Origin of the sequence: Ferrimonas balearica DSM 9799 (assembly GCF_000148645.1) — a bacterium.
In the GTDB taxonomy this organism is placed as follows: Bacteria; Pseudomonadota; Gammaproteobacteria; order Enterobacterales; family Shewanellaceae; genus Ferrimonas; species Ferrimonas balearica.
Genome location: NC_014541.1, coordinates 3,527,956 through 3,542,591, shown reverse-complemented (window position 1 = coordinate 3,542,591; position 14,636 = coordinate 3,527,956). Strand labels below are relative to the sequence as shown.

The following is a 14,636-nucleotide window of genomic DNA, read 5'->3' as shown; positions in this document are numbered from 1 at the left end:
GTCAGACACCGGCATAAGCCAGTGACCGATGAATATTGAAAGACCAACGGAGTGTGCAGTGAACACCGTAACCAGCAAGATTGCCCTGGCTGTCCTGATGACCCTGGGCGCCACCAGTGCTTACGCGAAAGATACCGTCGTTCTGAACGGCTTTGATATGACCCTGGACCAAGCTTGGGAGATCGCCGAAGGCGACGCCGAGGTGAAGATCGACCGTAAGGCCGAGAAGCGTCTGGAAAAAGCCTACGACACCCTGATGACCGCCGCTCGTACCGGCAAGCCGGTTTACGGTCTGACCGTCGGCGTGGGTCTGAACAAAGACCACAAGCTGTTCGATGCCAGCGGTGAGATGACTCCGGAAGCCCTGAAAGCCTCCCGCGAGTTCCAGTACAACGCTCTGCGCTCTCACAGCGCCGGTGTGGGTGAGCCGATGGACGCCGAAATGGTGCGCCTGGGCATGGCGGTTCGTCTGAACACCCTGCTGCACGGTCAAACCGGTGTTCAGCCGGAAGTGGCTGACCTGTACGTTGAGTACCTTAACCACGACATCATTCCTGTGATCCCGTCCCGCGGTACCGTGGGCGAAGCGGACATCCTGCTGGCCTCTCACGTGGGCCTGGCGATGATCGGTGAATGGGAAGTGTTCTACAAAGGCGAGCGCGTAAGCTCCGCCGAAGCGATGAAAGACGCTGGCATTGAGCCGCTGTCTCCGATCGGTAAAGACGCTCTGTCCATCCTGTCCAACAACGCCTTCGCCACCGCTTACGCGATGAAAGGCCTGAAGCAGGCTGAGCAGGTGATGGAAGTGGCTCCGACCACCTTCGCCCTGTCTCTGGAAGCGCTGAACGGTAACGTGGCGCCTTACTTGCCGCAAACCAACGAGGTGCGTCCGTTCCCGTCCGTACAGGCGATGTCCAAGACCATCCTGGAGCAACTGGACGGTTCCTACCTGTGGGATGCCAACGCCAAGCGTCCGCTGCAAGACCCGCTCTCTTTCCGTACCACTGGCTACACCCTGGCCATGGCTCAGAAAGCCACCGACGAGCTGGAGAAGATGCTGCTGATCCAGGTGAACGCCTCTGACGACAACCCGGCCGTTGTGCTGAACCCGTCCAAAGAGCACCTGAAGGAATCCCAGCTGCAGCAGTACCTGGTGGATGGCAAAGGCGGCGTATTCCCGACTGCCAACTTCAACCCGCTGCCGGTGGCCATGGCGGTTCAACAGCTGAACATCGCCCTGGCTCAGGTGTCTCACAACACCGCCATGCGTACCCTGCGTCTGTCCGACGACCACTTCACTGGTCTGCCGCGCTTCCTGACTGCGCCGGGCAACATGGGCCACGCGTTCGGTGCCGTGCAGAAGACCTTTGCTGACCTGCACACCCGCAACAAGCACCTGGCTCAGCCGGTGACCTTCGAAGGCATCGCCATCGCCGGTAACATCGAAGACACCTTCACCAACATGAAGCTGGCTTCCGACAACCTGATCGGCATCACCGACAACCTGTACACCATGTTCGGTGTTGAGCTGCTGCACAGCACTCAGGCCATCGACCTGCGTCGCATGGAAAACCCGGACCTGAAACTGGGCAAAGCCACCGAGAAGCTGTACGACGCCTACCGCGAGAAAGTGTCTTTCGTGAAGGTTGACCGTCCGTACACCCCGGACATCGCCGCGGGCAAACTGGTGGTTGAGCAGTTCTAACTCAACCTTTTCATCACGCCCTGTAATGCGATGAAAAACCGGTGCTTCGGCACCGGTTTTTTTATGCCGCCGAACGGGCACACCCAGATACGCCAATCTCCCCGCTGACTGGCGTCATGACGGCCTGTTACCGGCCGTTAAGTCTGCCCTATCCGGGGCTTTCAAGCGCTGAAAAAGTCGCCAAAAGCACGACATCTCGTAAAACCGGGTTCGAACTCTCATGTAAGTGGGATCAGGATCCCGCAAGTGTCGGGAAAAACACGGGATCTGGCGATGCGGTGCGAAATATCGTGCCGGGTTCTGACGAGATCTCGTTACTGCTGGGGGTGGATCATATATTTGCCCCTTTTCACCCCGGTTTGGCCTGCTGGCACGCCCCCTGCAATTGAATTGGCATAACACGCAGAAGACCTATTTGGAGCAATCCATGTCAAACGACAAGCCCATGCTGGCGTCGCGTCGCGCGATGCTGAAGAAGACCGCGGCCCTGGCCGCGGGTGGTGCCACCCTGATGGTGGCTGGCCCGAGCCGCGCGAGCGAGTGCAAGCCGGTAACCCCGAAGTTCGATGAGATCTACGACATCATCGTAGTGGGTTCCGGTTTTGCCGGCATGGCAGCGGCCGTACAGGCCGCTGAAGACGGTGCCAAGGTACTGGTTATCGACAAGATGCCGGTATTTGGCGGTAACTCCACCATCAACGGTGGCGCCATGGCGGTAGCCGGTTCCCACCTGCAGGAGAAAGAGGGCGTAAAAGACAGCGTCGCTCTGATGGTGGAAGACATGCTGGCCGCAGGCCGTGGCATGAACGACAAGAAGATGCTGGAACTGGTGTGTGATGGCACCGCGGAATCCGCCAAGTGGCTGGAAGAGCGCGGCACCGTCTGGAAGCCGTTCGTACAGCACTTCGGTGGCCACTCCGTACCGCGCATTCTGCAAACCCGCGAAAGCTCCGGTGCCGGCATCATTCGTCCGCTGATCAAAGTGGCGAACAAGAAAGGCGTGACCATGTACACCCAGACCGAACTGCGCGGCTTCGTGAAGAACGAAGACGGCCGCATCGTTGGTGTTCAGGTTCAGTCTGACTACTTCTGGCCGAAGAAACGCTCTGGTTCTCCGAAGATGTACGGTGCCCGCAAGGGTGTGATCATGGCCACCGGTGGCTTTGGTCGCGACATCGACTTCCGTCAGATCCAGCAGCCGTCCCTGACCGACGAGCTGGACTCCACCAACCACGCTGGTGCCACCGCCGACGCTCTGAAGCTGATGATGCTGGAAGGCGCCAACCCGGTTCACCTGGACCAGATCCAGCTGGGCCCGTGGTCCTCTCCGGACGAGAAAGGTTTCGGTACCGCTTCTCAGTTCAACACCATCGCCACTTACCAGAACGGCCTGGTGGTTGACGTTCGCACCGGCGAGCGCTTCTTCAACGAACTGGCTGACCGTAAGGCCCGTGCCGACGCCATCATGACCCGTCGTGACGACGAAGGTAAGCCGGTTTACCCGGTTGGCTTCACCAACGCCAAGGGCGCCGCTCAGGCACAAACCCTGGCCTGGGGTCTGAAGTACGACGTGATCAAGAAAGCCGACACCCTGGAAGAGCTGGCCGAGATCTACGGCATGCCGGCTGACAAGCTGGTGGCTCAGGTTGAGCGCTGGAACGAAGCGGTTCGCACCGGTGAAGACAAAGAGTTTGGCCGTCCGCTGATGCAGGCGTTCGAACTGAAAGAGGGTCCGTGGTACGGCGTGCGCATGTGGCCGAAAGTGCACTACTGCATGGGCGGTGTCCGTGTGAACACCCACTCCGAAGTGCTGCACCTGGTGACCAACAAGCCGATCACCGGCCTGTACGCTGCCGGTGAAGCCACCGGTGGTATCCACGGAGCCTCCCGTCTGGGTGCCTGTGCGGTAGCCGAAGGTGTGGTAACCGGTCGTAACGCGGCCAAGCACGCGTTCGCCAGCAACACCGTAGAACTGCAACTGGCCTGATAGGACCCGAGGATAAGATGATGAAACGTAACCTGACTCTGCTGGCCGGTCTGTTCCTGGCCCTGGGCATCAACCACGGTGCTATGGCCGCCAAGATGCCGATGAAATCCTACCACCAGGAGATGTTCACCTCTGCCGATGGCAGCGTGGACTGCCAGGCCTGTCACGGCGACCAGAAGCCGTTCAGCGCCCCGGCCACCGAAACCTGCCTGGGTTGTCACGGCCCGATGGAAGACCTGGTGGATTCCACCAAGCGTCCTGGCCACGGTGCCGAGTTTGAGCCGAACCCGCACGATTCCCTGCACTATGGAACGGATCTGAACTGTGCTTACTGCCACGCAGAGCACAAGAAGCCTCAGGTGTACTGCAACCAGTGCCACGAGTTCAAATATCCGGAAATGAAGCGGAAGTAACACTCCGCCGATGTTAAAGGGCCCTTCGGGGCCCTTTTTTTCACTGTGATGTTGCTAACCAAAGGAGAGGATATGTTCCGACCAGCCTACTGTGCCCTGCTGCTGGCGCCCCTGTTCAGCCTGACTCCGGCCACCGCTCTGGCCAGCGTCAGTGCCGCCAGCGTTGAGGTGGGTTACAAGGCGCACAGCCCCGGCACTCTGGCGCGCAACCCCGGCGCGTTCGACCAGCCTTACCTGCAGCTGGACTACCGCAACCTGGACGATTGGGGACGCCTGTTCAGCTCCACCAAACTGGAGAACCCAGGGCAGGTCAGCCGTGATCAACAGGGCCAGTCCGGTCGCACCACCTTTAAGTCACTGAATGTGGTGGAACCGGTGATGTGGGAGGGGCGACTGAATGCCCTGCTGCAGAACTTTATCAGTGCCAGCACCAGCACCGTGGAAGACAACTTCTACCTGGGGGCCAGCCGGGATCTGGATCTGGGCGCCGCCACCCTCACCGTGGGCGCCGGCCTGCACTACGCCTTCGGCAGTTTTGCCGCTAAAGGGCTCAGTTACAGCGGCCCCAGTGGCTACTTTGCCACGCTGAACCTCAGCTACCCCTTCCGTGCCCTGGGCCGGGACAGTGCCTTCAGCATCGCCTACAACGGTCAGTTTGACCGGGCTGAAGGGCATCAGGAGGTGTTCCGTTACGACGATTATGGTCATCAGTGGGTGAACACCCTGAAGACCAGTCTGTCCGAGCGGGTCTACGCCAAGGTCTACCTGAGCCACCTCGACAGCATCGGCGCCACGCCACAGGGTGATCTCGAATACGGCCTCGCCTTTGGCCTGTCGCTGTAAATGTGAACGCGTCCTGCCAATGTGATGGGACGCGTTTCCAGCTTGTTCAATTTCGTTATCGGCACGATATCTCGTGACGCGGTTTCACGTCATTTCGTTGTTTCGCCTCGCAACTCAAAGAATTGGCTGGTTCGGCCCCCAAAAGAGACGCTGGCACACCTTTCGCTCTTTGAACGGTAATTCTGATGAATCCACAAAGGATCAAAGCGTGAAAAAGTCCATTCTGTTTCTGTCTGTCGCGGCCGCCATGGCCATGCCTGCCCAAGCTGTTGAACTGTACAACGACGGCGTAAACCAGATCACTCTGGGTGGTCACCTGACCGCTCAGCTGAGCAACGTTGACTGGTACCAGGGTGTGGACGTTGATACCCAGCTGCGCCCGAACTCTCCGCGCATCAACTTCGGTTTCAACCGCGACCTGGGCAACGGCTACGCGCTGGATGCCAAGATCGAAACCGGCTACAACATGATGACCTCCGGCAACTCCTTCTCCACCCGTCTGGGTTACATGGGTGTGAGCCACGAAGACTACGGTCGTCTGTCCTTCGGTAAAGAGTGGTCCACCTACTACGACGCCGCCTGGTGGACTGATATGCCGGTGGTATTCAGCTCTGACCAACTGGGCATCTACACCGGCGACACTGACGGTGGCGATTCCGGTATGGGCCGTGCTGACAAAGCCATCCAGTACCGCAAAGGCTTCAGCCTGGGTGACTTCGGTAACCTGAACCTGGGTCTGCAGTGGCAGGGCGAGAACGGTGCTCTGGACCAGCGCATCGGTGGTAGCCTGATCTACCAAATCGGCGAGTTCAAGCTGGGCACCTCCTACGTCGGTGGTGACATCAACGGTGAGTACAAGATCTACGGCAACACCGTGGTGGACTCCACCAAGCACGACGCTGAGCTGACCTCCTGGCAGGTGAGCGCCGCTTACGGTCAGTGGGGCAAAGACCTGTACCTGGCGGCTTCCTACCAGCAAGGTACCAACACCGAAGCGGGCATGCGCTTTACCGGTGACTCCATCGGTATGGAATTCCTGGCCGCTTACGGCTTCGAAACCAACACCACCGCGTTCGTTTCCTACCGTCAGCTGGAGAGCGACGGCAAAGTGGAAATGGCCTACACCGACGACGAACGTCCTGGCTTTGCTGACAACGGCGACGGCGAGTGGAACGAATCCTTCGTGTCCTTCGGTGTGCACCAGAACCTGACCAGCAACACCCTGCTGTTTGCTGAGTACAACATCAGCACTGGTGACGACCGTGACGGCGACAACCAGTACGCTGTTGGCTTCCGCTTCTTCCTGTAAGCGTTTGCTTCCCGTCCCCGAAGTGGTCCGGACCGCCTAACCCCGGACCGCTTAGGGTGAACTGGGAACCCGAATCGCCGCCTTTGTGCGGCGATTTTTTTTGGGTTCATCGCATAATTCCGTGGGAACCTTGGCTCCGAGTCCGTTGCCACCTACCGAGCCATTGCCGGGATGCCCCGGCGGGCACCAGAAGGGCGTTGCCCCTCTGGACTCCCCTTTGCCTCCGGCGCGGCGAAGGCCCCCTCGCTCCCACTCCTTCCCGTTCAGCACTGGCCAGACTCGCATCCCTGCTCGACTGGCACTCAGGCCATCCTTGGCCTTCGGCTTCACTCCCAGTCGCTCCCGCTCAGCGCCGCGAGTCGGCCTCTGGTGGACGGCTGCGCCGTGATGGTTGGGTGTTCATTCCGATTCAGAAACAGCATCAGTCCTTAAAGACGAGCAAAGGTCATCAAGAGGTATTTTTGCAGAAGTCGTTTCTGTCTTTTTTACCCGCTAATCCGCGAAGAACCGTTTTTTGCCTGAAGTTTGAGGAAGCGCCTAGTGCGGCGCACCCCGCATGGCGGCGGCAGGCCATTTGGGTGCCACCACATCGCGGATAAACGCCGCCTTTTCCGTCTCAAAGCGGGCCATATCCATCCCCACCGCTTCCTGTGCGGCGGCCTTGGAGCTGAGGTCCGGGTAGGTCACTTCCGTCACCCCAAGCTGCTGATGCAGCAACGCCAGTTTAGCCCGGGCCATCGTGGCCTGGCGTTGGGCCACGGCCAGCAGTGCCAGCCCCTCTTCCGGATTGTGGGCATGGATGCCGTGAGAGGCCACGGCAAAGTCCCAGCGCCACTGGGCATGACGAATGTCCATCAACGGACTGTCCATCTGTGCCCATTCAGCCCCGGCATCCCAGGCCGCTTTGGCGTCGTAGTGGGCCTGCACCAACAGCGTTTCCACGGAATCCCGCGCCGCCTCAATACGGGCTTTATTCTGGGCCAGGGTGGCACTCAGGGCCCCTTTGCTGTCGTGGCAGCCAGCGCAGGTCAGCTCAAAGTTGTCCAGAGCTTGGCCGACGTTGTGGTCGGTGTAGGCGTGGCCGTTGCCATCCTCGCGCTGCGGCATATGGCAATCGATGCAGGTCGCCCCGGCTTTTGCATGGGGGCTGCGGCTCCAGGTTTCAAAGTCGGGGTGGCGCGCTTTGAGCATGGGGGTGCGGGAGATAGGATGCAGCCACTCATAGAAACGACGGGTGTCGTAGTAGCGCTCGATCTCGTCGGCGGTGCTGCCGAAGATCCAGGGGATATTGACCTTGTTATTGGCCTCCGGCTGGAAGTAGTAAGTCACATGGCACTGGCCGCAGGTTTGGGCCCCCTGCATCGCCCCATCCTGCTGATCAAATGGCAGGTGGATCTTCTCCATGGCGTGCCTGGCGTGGGGACGGGCCAGTTGCAGCGCTTCACTGCCCGGTTTATGACAGTCGGCGCAGCCGACGGTGTTGCTCATCTCCATGCCCAGGCTGGTGAACTGGCTGGCGGCAAACGCCTGCTCGCCCATCTCGGCCATCAGGCGGGGCGCATCTGGGGTTTTGCAGGTCCAGCAGCTGGCGGAGTAGCCCTTGTCATCGGGGCCGCTGGGCGGCACGCCGGTACGCAGCGTGTGGGTGACGTCCGCCACCGCAAAACGATGCCCACGGGGCGTGTTGTAACTCTTGGCAAAACTGGACCCGGCCCACAGCACCACCATGGCCGGTCGACGGGCCAGTTCATCCTGCTGTTCAGTGTCCGTTTCGGTACTGAGCCAGCTGTCGTACTGCGCCGGATAAGGGGCTTGCCAGTCGGCATTGTCTACGCTGTCGGGCGCAGGCGAACAGCCCAGCAGTCCGGCGCTCAGAAACAGGGCAAGGGAACGGTACATCGGCATCCTTTATTCTCTTTAAATCAATCTCAGTCTATCAGCCCGGGCGGCCATCAAGTCGGGGGCGGCTCAGCAGGCCGCTGTAGTGCCACAGGAACAGGGCAAAGGCGCCGCACCATAGGGTGCCCGCCAGCCAGTGCCACAACTCGGTGTGAACAGGCAGCCACAGAGGCAGCAGGCTGCGCACCAGAGCGGCGCTCAGCACCATGGCAAAGGCCGGAGCCATCCACGGTCCCTCATAGAGATTATGGCCGGTGTGCCCAAGCGAGACCCGGGCGATCATGGCCAGGCACATGCCGCCAATGGCGCCCAGCGCCAGCAGGTGCAGCAGTTGGCGCTGGGCCACTTCATCACTGCCGGTGATGGCCAGGGCCAGCAGGGTCACGGTGATGCAGAGGTAACTCAGGTGCAGCGACCACAACAGGGGTTCGCCCCGGGTTTTGTGGCCATGCCAGCGCGACTGACGCACCAGCTGCAGGCCGCCGGCCAGAAGCAGCGTAGCGCGCCAGAGCGGTTCAGGCAGCACGCTGAACAGGGCATCCAGCGCCAGTACCGCCAACGCCGAAAACAGGACCCAGTCCAGAGCGCGGATGGGGTCAGCCTTTGGCAGCTTCAGCCGCACCGCAGTGAAGAAGGGGATAACCCGGCCACCGACAAAGGTGATCAGCAGGGCCATCCACCAGATCATCCCTTGCCACAGGGTACTGGCCAGCACCATATCGCGCTGATAGAGGGCCCAGTAGCTCAGCAGGTTCAGCAGTGCGGCCAGGGTCAGCAGCAGCGGGAAAGCGGCATTGCGCCACTGACGCACACGCCAGATGCTCCACCCCAGCCGGGCTGCGGTCAGCAGCAGAAAGCTGGTGTCCAGCAGGGCTGGCAGCCACAACGGGATGGCATAGGGCAGCATCAATACCAGCCGGGCGCCCAGCCATAAGCTAAACAGGCCCGCCAGAGGCCAGCCCTTGAGACCGGGTTGGCCGGTCCAGGTTTGCACGGCGGTCAGGGTAAAGCCCGCTACGATGGCCATGGCAAAGCCAAACAGCATCTCGTGCGGGTGCCACCACAGTGGGATCACCGGGCTCCAGAAGGGCCGATTGATCAGCTCAGGGTAGTACCACAGCGTCAGCCAATAGGGGATCAACAAAACTGCCAGAGCGGCGCCCGCGAGAAAGAAGGGGCGGAAGCCCAGACGCCAGAGTGGCCAGGTGGTTTCTACCTTGCTGGGATCGTCAATGTTGATCATGGCAGCCTCTCGCCGATTTAAAGGTGCATAAATAATGCAACAATAATACTGGCGTTGGGGTGGCCGGGCAAGTTGGGGTCAGTGGGTTCCGGTGTTCGGACACTAAAATTTGTGTGTGAACGGGGGAGTGAACTGGCCTGGTTAGCGCGGTATCAGTGGCGGACAGACGCATAGAACAGGCAGGGTAACTTTTATCATGAATTTCTAATCACCTGATTTTTATGTGGAATTTTCCGATTCATATTCATGATCTTGCGCTTGTGTTTGTCCTGTCCAAACAGTACATTCAGCGGAGAAAAGGCAGGGAGTCGCCCTCTGCGAACAGGAGAATGGGGTGCCAAAAGTGGAGCTTGAGCAATTTACCCGCGCGCTAACCCAGATGGAGGGGGCGCTCGGCCGCTTTGTTGACCCGGACAATGCTGATGGTTTTATTCGGGATTTTGCCCTCTGGGTGATTCAGCAATGGTCCTATCGTGATCTGTTTGAAGGCCGAGTCGAAAACGCGTCCTTCCCCTGCTCCCGCTATCAAGGCAAGCTGCATCCGCATCCGACCCAGCCCGCCACCTACAAAGATTTTGTGGGGGCCTGCAACGCGGAAAAGGCTGCCAGCCACTGCCCCCTCAGTGGCAAAACCACCCAGGACAGCGACGATGGCCTGTATCAGGTGTTTGGTGACGCCTGTGCCCGTGAGTTTGAACGCCTGGTGCAGCAGCAGGCGCTCAGCCTGCCTGCGGAGCTGGGCCAGGGCAGCGTGTCGGAGTTTGTCTGGACCCTGCAGGCTGACCCGGAGCGCCATCCTGAGCTCTACGAATGCTGCGAATCGATTGTGAGTCGCTTTGGCCTGGGCGGCACGGAGATTGAGCCCTACCTGTCGGAGATCGCCTGTCCCAAGGATGAACCGGCTTGGCAGGAACAGCGGTTTGCCCGCTGGACCCTGGCAGATTTTCAGAAGGTGGCTGCCGACAGCGGGGCAACCCTGGACCTGCGAACGCCGGCGGCCAGCCAGCAACGCTGAGCGGCCCCGTTTCGGTCTCATGAAAAAGGTTCTTCGCGGATTAGCGGGGAAAAAAGACAGAAGCGACCTCTCCTAGAGAATACCTTTTCATGGCCTCTGCTCGTCTAGAGGGATTTATGCTGTTTCCGAATAAGAATGAGCACCCAGCTATCACGGCGTAGCCGTCCACCAGAGGCCGACTCGCGGCGCCGAGCGGGAGCGACTGGGAGTGAAGCCGAGGGCCAGGGATGGCCCGAGTGCCAGTCGAGCAGGGATGCGAGTCTGGCCAGTGCTGAACGGGAAGGAGTGGGAGCGAGGGGCTTTCGCCGCGTTGGAGGCATAGGGGAGTCCAGAGGGGCAACGCCCTTCTGGTGCCCGCCGGGGCATCCCGGCAATGGCTCGGCAGGTGGCAACGGGCTCATAGCCAGAGTTCCCAAGGAAAGATGCGATAAACCATAAAAAAACCGCCCTTGGGCGGTTTTTTTGGTTTGACGGCTTACTCGCCGGAGGGCGGATCCATATTGATGGAGACCGGCTTGGTGGCCCGCGCCGCCATGATCAGCATGTAGATGCAGGTGGCCGCCAGACAGGTGCCGAGGTACAACGGCAGGCCATCACGCAGCGGGGTCATCTGACCCGCCACCAGCGGGCCGACCACGGAGCCCACGCCGTAGCACAGCAGCATCAGCTCGGTGATGGAGACGATGCGGGCGCTGTCTTCACCCTGGCAGGCCTGGGTGATGGCCACCGGATAGAGCGCAAAGGCACAGGCGCCCAACACCAGGTAGCAGGCACTGGTCATCAGCAGGTCATCGGCGGACAGCATGCCCGCCACCGCCAGGGTGCCAACACCACACAGCAGTGACATCAGCAGAGACTTACTCATGCGCGGTGACAGGTAGCCGGTGATCGGCTGCACCACCATGCCGCCCAGGATCACCATCGCCATCAGCGCACCGGTGTGCTCGCTCAGCCACGGTTGGTTGTGGATGTAGAGCGGCATCAGGCCATACAGCGGGCCCAGCACCAGGCCAGACACCAGGCAGCCGATCACCGCGGGGCGGCTCAGGCGACGCAGTGCCTTGAGCGGCACCGGGTCGTGCACTTCCAGAATCGGCGCACCACGCTTGACCAGCAACGGCGGCAGCACCGCCAGCGCCAGCAGGGCCAGGATCGCACCGTAGGGCAGGAAGCCGGTGGTGCCGAGCTGGCCGATGCCAAGCTGGCCCAAAGCGGAGCCACCGTACAGGGCGGTCATATACAGGCCAAGGCGCTTGGCACGCTGGCGATCGTCGTCCACCAGCAGCAGCCAGGACTCCACCACCACGTAGATACCGGCACTGGCCAGGCCCGCCACCACGCGCAGGGTCAGCCAGGCGATCTCATTGGGGATCGCCAGCAGGCCGATGACCGAAGTCAGCAGGGCCAGCAGGAACACCACAAAAGCATGACGGTGACCCAGCTGCGACACGATACGGGCACTCACCAGCGCGCCACTGAGCATGCCGGCGTAGAAGGCACTGGCGAGATAGGCCGCCAGGCTTTTGTCCAGGCCGAAATAGGGCAGGGACAGGGGCAACAGGCTCATCAAGAAGCCGGAAGCCACCGCAAACAGAGACAGACCAGCAACAGGCACAAACAGGCTGTTGCCGGAACGGATTACAGTGACGTCAGACACCGCGCGCTCCAGCCAAAAAAGGGTCAGTTATGGGGGTTCCTGACGAGGACCGTCAGGGGGTTTTTGGCGGCACTATGCGACCAAAAGTTGGCCAGGTAAAGCGAGGGATTTTGCGGCTGATAACAAAAAAATCTGTTGCCCTTCTGCGCACAAAAAATGGCCCCGTGCGGGGCCATTTTTACGCGATTTGACGGCGACTTAGCCTTGGCTTGCGCGGCGCTTTTCCAGTGTCTTCCGGGCCGTTGCGACCACCAGAGTGACGATAATGGAAGCGACGATCAGGCCGATGGCGAGGACCGCGTTCTGCAGCAGCATCGGGTCGATCACCAGCATGGCGCCCATGCCCATCATCATGATGCCGGACATCAGCTTGAGGGTCTGGCCCTCTTTCTCGGTCAGCTTGCGCTTACCCATGGTGAGGGAGAACACCAGCACAATCAGCGCCAGCGGGATCACATACACCAGGTTGTACATCACCAGGTAGAAGTAGCGCTCGCTGCTGGGCAGGTCGTGCAGGGTCAGGACGCTGGTGTAGATCATCGGGAAGCCTGCGGTGCAGAGCAACTCGTAGGTGTTGGCCAGAATCGACAGCACCACCGTACCGGCAATCATGGTCGGCAGGCTGCTGGCTTTGGTGAGCTGGCCCATCCGCTTAATCAGCGCGCCGCGGTTTTCGGCGGACATCGACAGGGAGACATCGCCTTTCTGGGTGACGTACTCGCGCAGGTTGATAAAGCCCGCCGTCAGCGCCAGGAAGCCCGCGGCCATCATGATCCAGCCACCATCACTGCCACCCAGCAGGGCGAAGATGTTCAGCCAGGCGCTCATAAACAGGAAGTAGATGAAGCCGGAGAAGAACACGAAGATGCCGCCGACGATCAGCATGCGGGTGCGGCTCTTAGCGTTCACCATGATGGAGAGCAGGAACAGCAGCACGAAGAAGGCGCAGGGGTTGAAGGCGTCAACGCCCGCCAGGACCACGGTCAGCACCGGCAGGGAGAGGGATTCCGGGGCCACCATGCCGATAAAAGGCAGGTTGACCGGTTGAATGGCGGTGGCCGGTGCGGCTTCGCTGCTGTCCAGGCCACAGGTGCCTTCGCCGCTGTCGGAGCTGCAGGTGGAGAACATCCCACCCTCGGCCGGTGCGCTGCTGGCAAACTCCTCGCCCAAACCGGGATCGTTCGGGTCCAGCACGCCGCCGTTGCGCTCGTAACAGGCTTTCAGTTGGCTCAGCAGGAACTGGCCGGTGACGCCATGGCCGTTGTAGCCCACCGTGGCCTGGCCGCAGTAGGCCAGGTAGGGCACCGAGTTGGCCGGCACGCCGGTTTCCGCCGCGACACTCCGCCACAGCGGCAGGGTGTCGGCATCGGAGACTTTGTGGGCTTCCAGTTTGATCCAGGGGTAGTGTTCCGCCAGCGCGTCAACAAAGGGGTGGGCCTCGGCGCAGTGCGGGCAGGTTTGTGACCAGAAAAAGTACAGAGTGATTTCCGGTTGGCCCTGGGCGTCTTTGGCGGTCCAGGTAACGGGCGCATCGGCGCGGGCAAACAGGCTAAGGCTGCACAGCAGCAACAGGGTGAAAAGGCGGGCCATTCGGTCTCCTTCGGCCAGGCAATATCCAGGGTGTTCACTCCAATAGAGTGTCAGGATGGGTTCAGGTTCAACGTTAGGCCGAATCCCGTTTCTAAGTTGTTAAGTGGCTCCCAGAGTTGCGTAAAAGAGGCTGGGCTTCCCAACTTTGCTGCACAAATGAGGACAGGGTGGCGTTCTGGTGGCAGGGCTGGCAGGCAGGGTGACTCGGCGGTCTGGTTGCTGAGGCGGGGCGTTGTGTCGGGCTGGGGGTAACCTGGGCCAGGATGGCAGCGCCCACCGTTGGCTGGACGCTGCCATCGTCAGCTTCAGTTGACCGGGTCGAAGCTGAACGCCTGGCCACCGAGGCTGGCTTCATACATCAGGCCACCTTTGGCCATGGTAAAGATCGCCATGCCACCGCTGTACTTATTCTCCGCCTGGGCGGTGCCGGCTCCCGCGGTGGTGCCCTTGGTGTTGGCCCCGGCTGATGCGCCAGCGGTCAGCGCCACCGCACTGGCCTGGGCGCCAAACTCGAAGTCACCGCTGGTGAACTCCTCATAGGCGTCGGCGTTCTGGAAGAAGATGATCTGACTGTAGGCCTGGCCACCCAGCTGCAGGCCAAAGGTCACCTGGGCCATCTTACTGTTGCCGGTATGAACGCCCCCCTTGAACACCTGACCTTCACCGTACGCCCCGCCGATGCCGACGCCGCCCTTGCCAATGGTGGGGAACACCGCGTAGCCATAAGCATTGGCAAAGAAGGGCTGGGTGGCTTCCGCTTCCTTGAATTTACTGATGGTGTCACTAACGCTGTCCGCCTGTACGGCAGTGGCGGTCAACAGAGTCAGGGCCGCGGCCCAGAGAGTGATGCTTTTCATCCTATCGGCTCCTTGTCACGTCTGGCTTTGGCGCAGACGAAGGGGGTTCACTTTGTAACCCGGGGTCTGTGGTGTTTCTTGCTGAGCGGATTCACCTTGGCAGCACGGAATGGCGACT

The 14,636-nt window shown here is 60.7% G+C and carries 11 protein-coding genes; 6 read left to right on the top strand and 5 right to left on the bottom strand.

Annotated features, from left to right (window positions below; translation table 11 throughout):
* Window positions 1–97: 97 nt before the first annotated feature.
* From FBAL_RS16080 to FBAL_RS16060, 5 genes are all read left to right on the top strand, one after another.
* Complete coding sequence (locus tag FBAL_RS16080; protein ID WP_041251835.1) at window positions 98–1,705, top strand: HAL/PAL/TAL family ammonia-lyase; 1,608 nt, start codon at window positions 98–100, stop codon at window positions 1,703–1,705.
* 427 nt (window positions 1,706–2,132) lie between these two features.
* A complete protein-coding gene (locus FBAL_RS16075) occupies window positions 2,133–3,692 on the top strand; it encodes a flavocytochrome c (protein WP_013346643.1) in 1,560 nt (519 codons plus the stop codon).
* 17 nt (window positions 3,693–3,709) lie between these two features.
* A complete protein-coding gene (locus tag FBAL_RS16070) occupies window positions 3,710–4,105 on the top strand; it encodes a cytochrome c3 family protein (RefSeq protein WP_013346642.1) in 396 nt (131 codons plus the stop codon).
* Between the two features lie 72 nt (window positions 4,106–4,177).
* The gene (locus FBAL_RS16065; RefSeq protein WP_013346641.1) at window positions 4,178–4,948 is read left to right on the top strand and encodes an outer membrane protein OmpK; all 771 of its coding nucleotides are present in this window, start codon (window positions 4,178–4,180) and stop codon (window positions 4,946–4,948) included.
* Window positions 4,949–5,156: 208 nt separating this feature from the next.
* Entirely contained in the window at window positions 5,157–6,257 is a 1,101-nt protein-coding gene (locus FBAL_RS16060; RefSeq protein WP_013346640.1) for a porin, read from the top strand.
* Between the two features lie 537 nt (window positions 6,258–6,794).
* Here the strand turns inward: FBAL_RS16060 and FBAL_RS16055 are convergent.
* The gene (locus tag FBAL_RS16055) at window positions 6,795–8,156 is read right to left on the bottom strand and encodes an ammonia-forming cytochrome c nitrite reductase subunit c552 (RefSeq protein WP_013346638.1); all 1,362 of its coding nucleotides are present in this window, start codon (window positions 8,154–8,156) and stop codon (window positions 6,795–6,797) included.
* Between the two features lie 37 nt (window positions 8,157–8,193).
* Window positions 8,194–9,399 carry an NnrS family protein gene (locus tag FBAL_RS16050; protein WP_013346637.1) on the bottom strand — a complete coding sequence of 402 codons (1,206 nt, stop codon included), beginning with the start codon at window positions 9,397–9,399 and terminating at the stop codon, window positions 8,194–8,196.
* Between the two features lie 334 nt (window positions 9,400–9,733).
* Between FBAL_RS16050 and FBAL_RS16045 the strand changes: the two genes are divergently transcribed.
* Window positions 9,734–10,414: a hypothetical protein gene (locus FBAL_RS16045; RefSeq protein ID WP_013346636.1), complete on the top strand. Its 681-nt coding sequence runs from the start codon at window positions 9,734–9,736 to the stop codon at window positions 10,412–10,414.
* Window positions 10,415–10,889: 475 nt separating this feature from the next.
* Here FBAL_RS16045 and FBAL_RS16040 read toward each other — a convergent pair whose 3' ends face one another.
* The 3 genes from FBAL_RS16040 to FBAL_RS16030 all read right to left on the bottom strand — a co-directional run bounded on the left by FBAL_RS16040 (window position 10,890) and on the right by FBAL_RS16030 (window position 14,518).
* On the bottom strand, window positions 10,890–12,071 hold the full coding sequence (locus tag FBAL_RS16040) for an MFS transporter (RefSeq protein ID WP_013346635.1): 1,182 nt from the start codon (window positions 12,069–12,071) through the stop codon (window positions 10,890–10,892).
* Window positions 12,072–12,269: 198 nt separating this feature from the next.
* A complete protein-coding gene (locus FBAL_RS16035; protein ID WP_013346634.1) occupies window positions 12,270–13,661 on the bottom strand; it encodes a thioredoxin family protein in 1,392 nt (463 codons plus the stop codon).
* A 305-nt stretch (window positions 13,662–13,966) separates the two neighbouring features.
* Window positions 13,967–14,518 carry a lipid-binding SYLF domain-containing protein gene (locus tag FBAL_RS16030; RefSeq protein WP_013346633.1) on the bottom strand — a complete coding sequence of 184 codons (552 nt, stop codon included), beginning with the start codon at window positions 14,516–14,518 and terminating at the stop codon, window positions 13,967–13,969.
* Between the last annotated feature and the right edge of the window lie 118 nt (window positions 14,519–14,636).

Excerpts from the sequence above, each read along its gene's own strand:
- FBAL_RS16080 (WP_041251835.1), top strand. The coding sequence starts at position 98 with ATGACCCTGGGCGCCACCAGTGCTTACGCGAAAGATACCGTCGTTCTG.
- FBAL_RS16075 (WP_013346643.1), top strand. The coding sequence starts at position 2,133 with ATGTCAAACGACAAGCCCATGCTGGCGTCGCGTCGCGCGATGCTGAAG.
- FBAL_RS16070 (WP_013346642.1), top strand. The coding sequence starts at position 3,710 with ATGATGAAACGTAACCTGACTCTGCTGGCCGGTCTGTTCCTGGCCCTG.
- FBAL_RS16065 (WP_013346641.1), top strand. The coding sequence starts at position 4,178 with ATGTTCCGACCAGCCTACTGTGCCCTGCTGCTGGCGCCCCTGTTCAGC.
- FBAL_RS16055 (WP_013346638.1), bottom strand. The coding sequence starts at position 8,156 with ATGTACCGTTCCCTTGCCCTGTTTCTGAGCGCCGGACTGCTGGGCTGT.
- FBAL_RS16050 (WP_013346637.1), bottom strand. The coding sequence starts at position 9,399 with ATGATCAACATTGACGATCCCAGCAAGGTAGAAACCACCTGGCCACTC.
- FBAL_RS16035 (WP_013346634.1), bottom strand. The coding sequence starts at position 13,661 with ATGGCCCGCCTTTTCACCCTGTTGCTGCTGTGCAGCCTTAGCCTGTTT.
- FBAL_RS16030 (WP_013346633.1), bottom strand. The coding sequence starts at position 14,518 with ATGAAAAGCATCACTCTCTGGGCCGCGGCCCTGACTCTGTTGACCGCC.